12 protein-coding genes are annotated in these 12,434 nt (G+C 54.1%); 7 read left to right on the forward strand and 5 right to left on the reverse strand.

Features of this window, described 5'->3' with window-relative positions:
• The first annotated feature begins 26 nt into the window (after positions 1 to 26).
• From IT893_RS16020 to IT893_RS16035, 5 genes are all read left to right on the forward strand, one after another.
• Positions 27 to 1,055 carry a M23 family metallopeptidase gene (locus IT893_RS16020; RefSeq protein WP_197145936.1) on the forward strand — a complete coding sequence of 343 codons (1,029 nt, stop codon included), beginning with the start codon at positions 27 to 29 and terminating at the stop codon, positions 1,053 to 1,055.
• Positions 1,056 to 1,176: 121 nt separating this feature from the next.
• Complete coding sequence (locus IT893_RS16025; protein ID WP_197145938.1) at positions 1,177 to 3,612, forward strand: EAL domain-containing protein; 2,436 nt, start codon at positions 1,177 to 1,179, stop codon at positions 3,610 to 3,612.
• Positions 3,613 to 3,830: 218 nt separating this feature from the next.
• Entirely contained in the window at positions 3,831 to 3,953 is a 123-nt protein-coding gene (locus IT893_RS20255; protein WP_255356118.1) for a hypothetical protein, read from the forward strand.
• Between the two features lie 206 nt (positions 3,954 to 4,159).
• Positions 4,160 to 4,486 carry a hypothetical protein gene (locus IT893_RS16030; RefSeq protein ID WP_063088636.1) on the forward strand — a complete coding sequence of 109 codons (327 nt, stop codon included), beginning with the start codon at positions 4,160 to 4,162 and terminating at the stop codon, positions 4,484 to 4,486.
• Between the two features lie 59 nt (positions 4,487 to 4,545).
• Entirely contained in the window at positions 4,546 to 5,409 is an 864-nt protein-coding gene (locus tag IT893_RS16035; protein WP_197145940.1) for an NUDIX hydrolase family protein, read from the forward strand.
• Between the two features lie 81 nt (positions 5,410 to 5,490).
• Here the strand turns inward: IT893_RS16035 and IT893_RS16040 are convergent, their stop codons facing one another.
• From IT893_RS16040 to IT893_RS16050, 3 genes are all read right to left on the reverse strand, one after another.
• Complete coding sequence (locus tag IT893_RS16040; RefSeq protein WP_063088634.1) at positions 5,491 to 5,973, reverse strand: hypothetical protein; 483 nt, start codon at positions 5,971 to 5,973, stop codon at positions 5,491 to 5,493.
• Positions 5,974 to 6,087: 114 nt separating this feature from the next.
• On the reverse strand, positions 6,088 to 6,549 hold the full coding sequence (locus tag IT893_RS16045; RefSeq protein ID WP_064780015.1) for a hypothetical protein: 462 nt from the start codon (positions 6,547 to 6,549) through the stop codon (positions 6,088 to 6,090).
• A gap of 126 nt (positions 6,550 to 6,675) precedes the next feature.
• On the reverse strand, positions 6,676 to 7,335 hold the full coding sequence (locus tag IT893_RS16050) for an NnrU family protein (protein WP_197145942.1): 660 nt from the start codon (positions 7,333 to 7,335) through the stop codon (positions 6,676 to 6,678).
• 199 nt (positions 7,336 to 7,534) lie between these two features.
• Here IT893_RS16050 and IT893_RS16055 point away from each other — a divergent pair, with 199 nt between their 5' ends.
• Positions 7,535 to 7,975 (forward strand): GcrA family cell cycle regulator, encoded by a 441-nt coding sequence (locus IT893_RS16055; RefSeq protein ID WP_063088632.1) that lies wholly within the window; start codon positions 7,535 to 7,537, stop codon positions 7,973 to 7,975.
• A 100-nt stretch (positions 7,976 to 8,075) separates the two neighbouring features.
• Here the strand turns inward: IT893_RS16055 and IT893_RS16060 are convergent, their stop codons facing one another.
• Positions 8,076 to 10,037, reverse strand: a complete 1,962-nt coding sequence (locus IT893_RS16060) for a bifunctional 2',3'-cyclic-nucleotide 2'-phosphodiesterase/3'-nucleotidase (protein WP_197145944.1) — start codon at positions 10,035 to 10,037, stop codon at positions 8,076 to 8,078.
• Between the two features lie 153 nt (positions 10,038 to 10,190).
• On the reverse strand, positions 10,191 to 11,471 hold the full coding sequence (locus IT893_RS16065; protein WP_197145946.1) for an MFS transporter: 1,281 nt from the start codon (positions 11,469 to 11,471) through the stop codon (positions 10,191 to 10,193).
• A gap of 155 nt (positions 11,472 to 11,626) precedes the next feature.
• On the opposite strand from IT893_RS16065, the gene IT893_RS16070 reads away from it, so the two are divergent.
• Positions 11,627 to 12,427, forward strand: coding sequence for a helix-turn-helix domain-containing protein (locus IT893_RS16070; RefSeq protein WP_197145948.1), 801 nt, complete (start codon positions 11,627 to 11,629; stop codon positions 12,425 to 12,427).
• The last annotated feature ends 7 nt before the right edge of the window (positions 12,428 to 12,434 follow it).

Consider the following 12,434-nt stretch of genomic DNA (forward strand, 5'->3'; position numbering starts at 1 on the left):
GACAAAAACCGATAACGGGGGACTATATGCCAGAACGATCAGGATCCATTCGGACACTCTTTCTTTCCGTGTTCGCGACCCTGTCTTTTGGCAGCCTCGCCCTTGCAGATGGCCCGCCGTTTGATTTGCCGGTCGTTTGTGCCGGCAGCAGTTGTGACATCGTTCACTATGTCGATCATGATGCCGGTCCGCAAATTCGTGACTATGCCTGTGGCACGACAACATATGACGGCCATCGCGGTACTGATTTCGCAATCCCGGATGAAGCCACCATGCTTGATGGTGTTCCGGTCCTGTCCATCGCGGATGGCACGGTCGTTGCCCTGCGAGACGGGGTTGAAGATATTGATTCAGGTCGTATCGCCACCAGCAGCCTTGAAGGCATCGAATGCGGCAACGGCATTCTGATTGATCATGATGATGGCTGGCAAAGCCAGTATTGCCACCTTCGCCGGGGGTGGGTTGCGGTAAAACAGGGCGATCACGTCAGCCGTGGTCAGGTGATCGGGCGGATCGGCATTTCCGGTCAGGCCACCTTCCCCCACCTGCATTTCAACCTGCGCAAGGATGGCGAACTTGTTGACCCGTTCAGTGGCACCGCCATGGGCACCAGCAGTGCCACCGAATGCAATGTCGAAAATGCAGCTCTTTGGTCACCGTCTGCACGCGCAAAGCTTAGCTATAACGAGATCACGCTTTATGGCCATGGATTTTCGATGGCGCGCCCGAACGCATCCGACCTTAAACGCGGATACGGCAAGGATCAGGAACTGCCCCGCACAAGCCCGGCACTTTATTTCTGGGCCTATCTGATTGGCGCCAATGATGGCGATGTCATCCGCATGAGCCTGCAGACACCTGATGGCAAGGGTGGCCATCGCGACTTTGTCATTGATTTGCCCAACGATGCAGGCCCGCGCGCAAAGTGGTTCTTTATCAATATGGACCGCCCCGGAAGCCAATGGCCGGTTGGCACCTATGACGGCGAAATCACCTTTACCCGTGGTGACAATCCCCCGCGCATCATCGGCGAGGGCAAAGTCGTGATCCGCTAGGGACCCCGCCCCGGAAAGATCCGATTTGGGTTGCTTCACGTACACCAGCCGACTTAAAATTACACCAGTAAAATGTATTAGTTATTGAAACTATTACATTAATTTTAGATTTGGCACGTGAATGTACAGAATTTATGACTGTCTGGCACACCAGCACGATATCGTTCTGGTCCTCGTTGCCCTTCTGATTGGACTGGCGGGCATTCATACCGCATTCAATCTGTACGCACGCGCCTGCATCGGTCGCCTTCGTCAGAAAATCGCATGGCTGTTCCTGACCGGGGTTGTGACCGGCGGTGGCATCTGGGCGACCCATTTCATTGCAATGCTGTCCTATGACCCGGTTGTCCCGGTTGGCTATGAGCCCCTTCTGACGGCTATTTCGCTGGCGATTGCGATCGCGACAACCACCATCGGGTTTGCGATTGCCTCGATCAGTGGGCCGCATCTTGTATTGTCGCGTCTTGTCGGCGGCCTTGTTGTCGGGCTCGGTATTTCGGCCATGCATTTCACCGGCATGTCTGCCATCCGTGTTCCCGGCATTATCAGCTGGCACATGGATATTGTGATTGCCGCCATCCTGATGGGGGCCTTGTTCGGCATGGCGTCGCTATATCTGGCCAAGACCGCACAGACCGACCAGCAGAAACTTCTGGGTAAGGCAAACCTGACCATCGCAGTGGCGACCATGCATTTCGGCGCGATGGGTGCACTGGTGATCACACCCGATCCGACTATCCCTGTTCCGGCACAGCTTATTTCGCAGGAATATCTTGCTGTCGGCGTCGCCGTTGTTGCCATCGGGCTGATTGCGATTGGTTTTGTCACCGCCCTTGTTGACCGGCAACTTCGCGATCATGTCAGCAACCGCATGCGCATTCTGGGCGATTCCGCCATCGAGGCGCTCGTTCTGACCCAGAATGGGCGGGTGATTGATGCCAATGACAGTTTCCTGAAACTGGGTGGCGTTACCCGCGCAGACATTCTTGATCAGGATTTCCTGACAGAGTGGCTTTCCGATACACCGGCGGAATTCAAATCAGGGAAGGTCGGTTATGCAGAAACGACCCTGTCCTGGAGCAATAATACCGCCATACCGGTCGAGGTCGTGCGTCGCGAAATTCCCGCCGATGAAATATCGGATGCCACCGTGATATTTGGGCTGCGCGATCTGCGCGAACGGTATGCTGCAGAAAACCATATCCGTTTCCTCGCAGAACGTGACGCCCTGACCAAGCTTTTGAACAGGTCAACATTCAATGACCGACTGGCCGAGGCACTGACGCAATCGGATGAAACCGGCATTCCGTTGACGGTGATGTGCATTGATTTCGACCACTTCAAGGAACTCAATGACAGCTTTGGCCATATTGCCGGCGACCATGCGCTGCGGGAATTGGGTGAACGCCTTGCCGAGCTGTTTAGCGATAATGTAGTGATCGCGCGTGTTGGCGGTGATGAGTTTGTCGCCCTGCTGTCGCACCCTGAACAATCAGATATGGATAACGTTATCGCCCGGTCGCGCGAAACCGCCCAGCAAATCCTTGATTGTGTCGCGCTCCCGGTATTCATCAATGCCGAACACCGTGCGAAGCTTTCTGCAAGTATCGGGATTGCGCATTATCCAACCGATGGCAATGACGCCGAAAGCATTCTTTTTCATGCCGACCTTGCGATGTATCGGGTCAAACAATCGGGCGGCAATGACATTGTGTTCTATTCGTCGGAAATGGACGAGGAATACCGTTTCAAGCGCCAGCTTTCATCGAACCTGCGTCATGCGATGGAGAATGGCCAGCTTGAACTTCATTACCAGCCGCAATGCGAGACCGATGGTAATGATCAGGTGATCCACTCGTTTGAAGCCTTGCTGCGCTGGACCGATCCGGAACTGGGATCGATCCCGCCCGGACGGTTTATTCCGATTGCCGAGGAAACCGGCCTGATTGTGCCGCTGGGCGAATGGGTACTTAGAACCGCCTGCAAAGAGGCCGCGCGCTGGAAAAATCCGCTTGGTATCGGGGTCAATCTGTCAGCAGTTCAATTGCAGAAACATGAACTGCCGGAACTGGTTGCCGAGATCCTGAACGAAACCGGTCTTGATCCGAAACGCCTCGAACTGGAAGTCACCGAGACAGCGCTTATTCACAATCCGGCGCGCTCGATGAAGATCCTGTCTGATATCAAGAAGCTGGGCGTGCGGATTGCCATGGATGATTTCGGCACCGGTTACTCGTCGCTTGCGACCTTGCAGAACTTCCCGGTGGATCGCATCAAGATCGACCAGTCCTTTATCAAGAAGCTGGTCAGCAACGATCAGGCGATTGCCATCGTCCGTGCGGTGATCAATCTGAGCCGCGACCTCAACCTCGAGGTGATTGCAGAGGGGGTCGAAACTGACGAACAGGCAAGCTTCCTGAACGATCATGATTGCCGCTCTGTGCAGGGGTATAAATACGGATACCCCAAGCCGATAAGCGACTACGCACATGTCGTAAATCCGACGGAATCCCCCGAAACCACCGCGAATCGGGACAGCGGCATTGAAACCGTTTGATTGTTATGGAACCGGAAAAGGCATAATGCGTTTCAAACAGGCAGGCCCATTACAATTTGTGACAAAACAGGCAGCGAAAACGTGACCTTTTCCATGAGGTTGAAAGTTTTTTGACGTTTTTTGAGCAACAACTCTTGTAACTCGGCCATCTGCCTGCCTATATTTGACGTGTGCCGAGCCCGGCACATTGACACTACCTGTCATAAGACGGAGTAAACATGATGAATAAGCGCAAAGCAGTTGCAATCGCCATTGCCCGTGAACAGCAGATCGCCCGTTCGATGGAAATCCTGTTCGCTGGTACCATTCTGGCCGTCATCGCATCGCTTCTGGTCATCTGACCTACGCTTCGCTTTCATCATTAGCGTCCCCATTCAAACCAACTGGCAAACCAACTGGTTTTGAAGAGACCTTCTTTTAAATAGCTCCATGACACATCACAGCGTCTTTTCGGTCATCATTGCGCGAATTATCAGCCCGGTTGTCTAAGGACACCGGGACGTATCTGTTCGCCTTTTTGATGCACTGAATATCTGTGAGCATTGTCATGACTGATCATGCATTTGCTGCGTCCGCAATGGACGCACATACCCCCAAATCCGTTTACTGTTTTTCCGTTCACGCCGCTGCCGAACCGGACGTGATGCCGCGCGTTCTCGAACTGTTTGCCAAGCGTAATCTGGTTCCTGCCAGCTGGCATTCGACGGTTGCCAATGGGCTGCGCGGTTACGAGGAACTTCAGATCGACATCCAGGTTCAGCAACTTGAAACCAAAGTTGCCGAGCACATCGCGCGATGCCTGCGTCAGATCATTCACGTCAATACGGTTCTGACATCGGAAAAAGGCTATTCAAACTCAGCGCTTAGCGCGTAGGCTGTCTTGGTTGCGGCACTGCAAAACTGGCAGTGCCTCTGCCCGACAGGAGTTCTGAATTGGCCTATCTTGATCATATCCATGCGTGCAATAACGCCAATCTGTCGCGCTATGCCCGGTTTCGCATTGGCGATCTTCCGGTCGGGGCCTTCCGGTCAGAATTTGCCAGCGCCCTTACCGGGCTTGGGGACAGCTTCATCCGTGACGAGAACGGCGAATATGGTTTTGGCCCGCACATCAAAACCATTGATGCGCGTAACCAGACCCTGATCGAGGCAACCGAGGCTCTGTGCCAACAAGGCGTGATCAAGCACCTGCACGGCGAGAAGTTTGATATCCGCAATCGGCTTTCCGACGATCCGTTGTGCCAGCTGGATCGGTTTGCCATGCCTTATTTCGGATGCCGGTCGTGGGGCGTGCATATGAACGGCTTTGTCCGCAAGACCGATGGCATTCACATGTGGATCGCCAAACGCGCGCTGGACAAGCCGACCTACCCCGGCATGCTCGATAACATGGTGGCGGGCGGCCAACCGACCGGCCTTGGTTTCCACGAAAACATGATCAAGGAATGCGCCGAAGAGGCCGGTATTCCAGCAAACCTTGCTGAAAACGTCGTCGCGATCGGTACTGTTTCATATCTTTATGAAACCGATGAAGGCTTGAAACCCGACGTGATGGTCAATTTCGATCTGGAATTGCCAGAGGATTTTGTGCCGCATTGCGCCGATGGTGAGGTCGCGCAATTTGATCTTTTACCAATCGCCGAAGTGGCCGAAATCGTCCGCACCGGATTTGATTTCAAATTCAATTGCGCCCTAGTCGTGATCGACTTTCTGATCCGCCACGGATATCTCACGGCGGATAACGAGCCATCCTATTGCGAACTCGTCACAGGCCTTCACCGCAGCCTTGAGCCCTGATCCGTCCTTTGCCGACACCACAAAAAAGAATGGCACCAACCCGATCCGGGTGGTGCCATCTTCTTACAGGCTTATAGAAATTTACTGACGCGGCGTATTTGGCCCGCCCATCAATGCACCAACGGCCATCACCGTCAGCTTGGCGCGCAGATCGGGATCCAGCTGATCAAGGTCACTTTGTTTGCTGCGCAGCGCCTTGACCGCTTCATTGATCAGTTCCTGACGACGTTCGTCCTCAGGCGTTGCGATCTTGCTTTTCTTTTTGCCAAGCTTGGCATCGGCGGCATTCAGCGCCTTCATGATTTCGGTATGCGGGGCGTCGGCCTGTTCGGTCAGGGTTTCGGCAAGGGCAAGCGCACGGGCTTCTTCGAGCGACATGCCTTCTTCCTGATGGGCAAGGGCGCGGTCTTCGATGCGACGTGCCTGACGCGCCTGAGCGGCTGTTTTTTCCGCAGTGGCGCTGTCACGCATATGGAGGGATTGCGCGTCGTTATAAGCCTGAATCGCATCCCGGCCTTTTTTGCCGACAAAGACGCGCATCAGCGTTTCCTTGAGCAATCCCATCAAATCATCCCTTGATTAAACATCCCGCCCTCGCGTGCAACTGATGTGCAATCAGTATGCGCCCAAAGAGTTTCGAAAACATTGCACCGAAAGACGGCGAAATTTTGCAACGTTCTAAATATGTTGTGCGACGCGGGTTTCTTCAACTGCCAGAATGTAGTCGATCAGTGCCTCGCAGTCGCTTGTTTGCAGATGTTCAAGATCACAAACAAAGTCGACATTCCCCGCGGCCGGATCATCGGCATGACCGACAATACCGACTTTGACATATTCCGCGTCCAGCGCATCGAGTGCGGAAATCAGATCAGCAACACTGACCCGATCTTCTGCCGTCATGGACGTGCGGATCAGAAGCAGGATATCGGCGTCGCAATCAATCACCTGCAGGGCAATGGATTGTGCATCGGAATGGCGGGGCGCCACATCGACGTCAAACCCGCCATCGGCAAACAGGGTTGCGACATGTTTGTGGTGTTTTTCTTCGACGGAGGATGCCGTCGCCAGAAGAAGACGCGGGTGACGTCCTTCCATTTCGGCGAATTTGGCCAGACTGCTCGCAAGTTGAGGAGACGTCATGTTACCTCGCTTGAAACTGCCCTTTGCCATACTATACGGCAAAGCGGGCCAGTGCAGATTTCCTGCACCGCACCCCCAGTATCCCTGTCAAAACCTTGGCTGACAAGCCTTGCGATCAAAACATTATTACCAGCCTGCCATTGCAAGTGGATCGACACCAATCACATGACCATGCCCACCCAGGATCAGGAGATAAAGAACAATCCCGGCAAGGATATCCCGCCCCCGAAAGGCACCCTTCAGGCCTGACAGCGAAAAGCGTCGGGTTGCTGCCAGAAGGATCGCCTGTTCGCCATCCGTCATTCCGCGCAGCCGGATTTTTTCCATCCGCCAGAACCCGATCAGGGCAAAAATGCTGCTGCCGCCAAAGAACAGAACGGCGACAGTATCACCATTGGCGATCGTGTGTCCGGCACCCCAAAGGATCATGCCCAATAGCAATGGATGACGGCAAAACCGATTGACGCCGGGCTTTGCCGGATCAAAGCCGGCTTTTCGACCAATTGACAGCGGACAGGGTTGAAGAATGGCACAGGCCCACAAAATACAGGCAGGCAACATGACAACCACAAGGAGCTGTGCCTGCCAGGTTTGATAGTCCCAGAGCAAAAACGACTCCGCGACCAAAACCTCGTGAATGACCCAGCCAAACAGCAGAACGGACAGGATCGAGAATGCAATAATATAGGGGCGGTAGCCAATACGTCTTATAAGCCTTTCGCGCAGCAAGCCCGGAATAATGTGGCCTGCAAGGAAAACGGTCACTGCAATGAAAAACCCTGCCAAAACGCGATCCCCTCTTTACATTGTGGCTTCAACATGCAAATTGCCCTGTTCGCGCAGACGGGCCGGGATGCGAATCTCCAAGACCCTTGCGTTACACGATATTAGCGGATACCTCTGTATCCCTGTTTGACATCGAACAACAAGCACCTGCCGCCGGATATTCTGACCGGCAGACCAAGAAATACGGAATATACTCGAAATGAGCTGGACGCCGGAAAAGATTGAATTGCTGACCTCGCTCTGGAATCAGGGTTGGACCACGGCACGCATCGGTGAAGAACTGGGCGTTGGCAAGAATGCCGTCGTTGGCAAGGCACACCGCCTTGGACTGCCCAAGCGCCCGTCCCCGATCCAGCGCCGCGCCGAGGAAGCAGAACAGAAAAAGGCACCGGCCCCCAAACAGCAGACCAAAGGCATTTCGATCTTTGATCTTGGTCCGGGCATGTGCCGTTGGCCGTTTGGCGATCCGGGCGATGACGACTTCCATTTCTGCGGCAAGAAAATCGTACCGAGCAAGCCTTATTGCGACGAACATTGCGCACAGGCCTATCTTAACGGCAAGAACCCGCGCGAAGACAATCCCCCTGCACAGCAAGGTGGCCCCGGCGGCAAAGGCCCGCAGGCTGCAAACCGGAAATAATACCCTCTGCGCCAGGCAATCGCCTGCAGAGACACCGAGATACAAAAAAGCCGCCTGATCAGGGCGGCTTTTTCGTTGGGCGATATCAAGGTTCTGTTGGTTACCTTGTTTGCAGCACGTATTTGGCAAAGCCTTCCTGATCCTCGCCAACGAAGCTGATATTGTCAGGTGCGTTCACGGCCGAGGATGCCTTGGGGCTGGTAACAAACGTTACATCGGACGCCTCACCGATTGGGGCAAAGGTCCAGTTGCCATCCGCCTTCGGATCAATTTCCTTTTCGGTCAGGATATAGTTGGCAAGCACCGTACGGTTTTCATCTGGTGCCTCGACAATGATCGTCGATCCATCAAGGCCCGGGAAATTGCCACCACCGCCGGCGCGATAGTTGTTGGTCGCAACGACAAACTTCTGATCTGCTGTCACCGGTTTGCCTTCGAAGCTCAGATTGACGATGCGGTGACTGTCGGGATTGATCACTTCGCCCGCCTTGTTATAGCGGGCCGGTTTGGTGACATCGATTTCGTAGGTCACGCCATCAATCACATCATAATTATAGGTCGGGAAATCCGAGTTGATCAGAGCTTGTTCTTCGCTGCTGTTCGGATCAATCTGATTGAACTGGCCTGCTGACATTTCAAGCCATTCACGCACCTGATCACCATCAAGCAATACTGCGCGCACGGTGTTTGGATAGATGTAAAGATCCGCGACATTTTTAAGCGCAATTTTGCCTTCGGGAATGTCGGTGAAATAGTCCGGACCACCACGACCACCGGCCTTGAACGGCGCCCCGGCCGACAGGATTGGAATGCCATCATATTCCGATCCGTTCAGGATCTTTTCGAGATACCATTTCTGGGCATTGGTCACGATCTGGATCGAAGGATCATCGGCCACAAGCGCAAAGAAGCTGTTGATCGGTGCCGACGTGGTGCCCACACCTTCGCGCATATAGGCAATGGTGGCTTCGTGCTCTTCCTTGACCGCGGCAATGATTTCCGGATCGGCTTCAACCAGCGGCGTCACGGTCCGGCCTTCGCGCTGATAGATCGGACGTGCATCAGACAGACTGTCGGTGACACTCCATTCGCCGTCATCGGTGACATTCAAGGTCAGGTCAATCACGCCAAGATGGCTGCCCCAGAAGCCAGGCATCACTGCCGCAACGCCGTTGATTGTGCCTTTGGCAATATCGACACCTTCAAGATCGGAAAAGGCCTCAGACGGGAACACAGTGTGGGCATGGCCAAACAGGATCGCATCAATGCCATCGACTTCGGAAAGGTAATAGGTGGCATTTTCTTCCATGCCATTACGCGCCATGGTCGACAGGCCGGAATGCGGAACAGCAATGACGATATCCGCACCCTTTTCGCGCATTTCCGGGACATATTTTTTTGCCATCTCGACAATGTCTTTTGCAATCACATTGCCTTCCAGATTGGCCTTGTCCCACTGCATGATCTGGGGCGGCACAAACCCGATCACACCAACCTTCGCCTTGTGCACCTTGCCGTCATTATCGGTAAACTCCCGATCCAGCAGCACATAGGGTTCGAAATACGGCTTGTCGTTGTCGGGATTGTCATCGCCATCATCAACAAAGACGTTGGCACTGACATAGGGGAAGTTGGCACCGGCCAATGATTTACCGAGGAAATCGAGACCGTAGTTAAATTCATGGTTCCCGATATTGGCCGCGTCATAACCAAGAAGGTTCATCGCCTTATAGACCGGATGGACATCACCGTCCTTAAGACCACGTTCCTTGGCCATATAATCGCCAAGCGGATTGCCCTGGATCAGGTCACCATTATCGATAAAGACAACGTTCTCTGCCTCGCCACGTGCGGTTTTAAGCAGGGTCGCGACCTTTGCCAGACCAACCGTGTCGGACTCGCCATCACGGTAATAGTCATAATTAACCAGATGCGTGTGGATGTCGGTGGTTTCGAGGATACGCAAAGACACCGTGCTATCGGCCAATGCCGTGCTGCTTACCAGTGCAAGTGCCATCGAAATCCCGGTCATCCGGGCAGCGTTTTTGTGAATGAATACCATCGAGCCGTGTCCCTGCTTATGCGTTAAACCGCGAAACTGTAATCCCGTTTAAATGGCGGGGTTTTGAAGATTTTGCGAAAAAGGCAGGGCAAACACAAACAGAAACGCCTGCCACGATCGGCAGGCGTTTCTGGTCTGAGAGATATTTGGTGATCAGGCTGGCTGCATCGCGGTTGACTTGTATCCGCGAATAACCTCGTTGCCGGGCTCCGGATCGTGTGGGACGTTCAGGGCCAACACCAGCGAGACAAAGGCCATGGCGGCCCCGGCAAGGAACACCGCACCCGGCGAAATCAGCCAAATCAACCCGAAGGCCGCCGGGATGAAAACAGCCGCGATATGGTTGATCGTAAAGCTGACCCCGGCGGTTGAGGAGATGTCAGCCGGATCGGCGATCTTCTGGAAATAGGTCTTGATAGCGATCGCCAGCGCAAAGAACAGATGGTCAATCACATAAAGACCACCGGCCAGAATGTGGTTTTCGACAAAGGCGTAGGAGACGAAAACAATGAACAGTCCGACATATTCGAAGACCAGCGCACGGCGTTCGCCCCATTTGCCGATCATCTTGCCGATTTTGGGGGCCAGGAACATGTTGATCACGTGGTTAAGCAGATACAGCAAAGTGATGGTTGCTGCGTCATAACCGAACTTCTCGACCATCAGGAAGCCGGCAAACACGGTAAAGATCTGACGGCGTGCGCCACTCATGAAAGTCAACGCATAGTAAAGCCAGTAGCGTTTGCGCAGGATCAGCTTCTTGTTCTGCGGATGGGCATCAGCAAATTTCGGAAACGCCCCCCAGACAAACAAGGCGGCCAGGACCGTCAACGCACCGCCGAACAGATAGACGTAGCGATACTCGACGGCAAAGACTTCGAGCATCACCCAAACCATGCCAAACATGATCAGCGACGAAATTGATTTTGCCGACAGTTGCCGTCCCATGACCATGGCGGTGCGATCCTTGCGCACCCATTGCAATGACAGGGCCTGTTGCATGGTTTCGAAATAATGGAAGCCGATCGACATCAGAACCGTCGTGCAATAAAGCCCGATCACGGTCGGGAAATAGCCCGATATGGCAACGCCAATTCCAAGCACCAGCAAAGACAGAACTGCAAATGTCTGTTCACGCAGGACCAGCAGCACAAAAATCGCGGTAAAAGCAAGGAAACCGGGGATTTCACGCAAGGACTGCAAGATGCCGATCTCGCGGCCAGTGAAATCGGCCATTTCGACCGAAAAGTTGTTTAGAAGCGCCATCCAGGTCGAAAAGGACAGCGGCATGGCGGCCGCCATAACGATCAGCAGAACTTCCGGATTGCGCCAACCCTTATGAACCGGGGCTGCACTCACATTATTGGGGGCGTCGGGCGCATCACCAAGTGGGGCCGCGTGATTGCTGGCTTCCGGTATGATTTCGTTGGACATTGTACCTCCGAGGACAGGATCGTTGTGGTGGCGACGCCCCTGTCACATCTTGTGCGTTTTGGAATGCGACCAAGTTAAACCTGTCCGATCCGTCTGTCTTGCGGTAATCTGCCATCATATATCGCAATCAAGACAGATTTGAATGTCGCCGCATCATGGTTCATATCCTCAATACCTTTGACGGACGTCCGGAACATCACAACAAGGTCCCCCGCCCGCGTGAGTTGCCACGCGCGGTATATGTCCGCGTCAGTGATATGCCTGCTGGCTATCATGTTGCGGCACATAGCCATGACTGGAACCAGCTTTTATATGCGATTGAGGGTACGATGACCGTGGTGACAGAGGCCGGGATGTGGATCGTGCCACCACAGCGCGCAGTATGGGTCCCGCCCCACACGCAGCATGCCGTGACCTGCACCGGGTTTACCCGAGCCCGCCACCTTTATATCGGTCGGGACGTTGCCGCCAACCTGCCCGATCGCTGCATGGTTCTGGAAGTCAGTCCGCTTTTGCGCGAACTGATCCGGGCCGCAACAGAAATTCCGGTCGAATATGATGAAGATGGGGAAGAAGGACGCCTGATCCGGGTGCTTCTGGATCAGATCAAGGCGCCAGATCAGGACAAGCTTTACCTGCCTGCGCCCAAGGACACCCGACTGGCACGCATCTGCGATCACTTGCAAAGTGACCCGGCAGATAACCGCACGCTTGAGGATTGGGCAAAAGTATGCGGTGCCTCAAGCCGGACGCTTGCCCGGCTTTTTCAGCGCGAAACCGGCATGCCATTCCGCGAATGGCGGCAAAAGCTTCGTCTGCTCCATGCGCTTGAAAAGCTCGCCAATGACCGTCCGGTAACCGAGATTGCACTTGATCTTGGATACGAAACCCCATCGGCCTTTATCGCAATGTTTCGCAAGGTCACAGGCCGCACACCGGGCAGCTATTTTCGCTAGGCCCGGG

Source organism: Thalassospira sp. A40-3, from assembly GCF_015871485.1.
GTDB classification, from domain to species: Bacteria; Pseudomonadota; Alphaproteobacteria; order Rhodospirillales; family Thalassospiraceae; genus Thalassospira; species Thalassospira tepidiphila.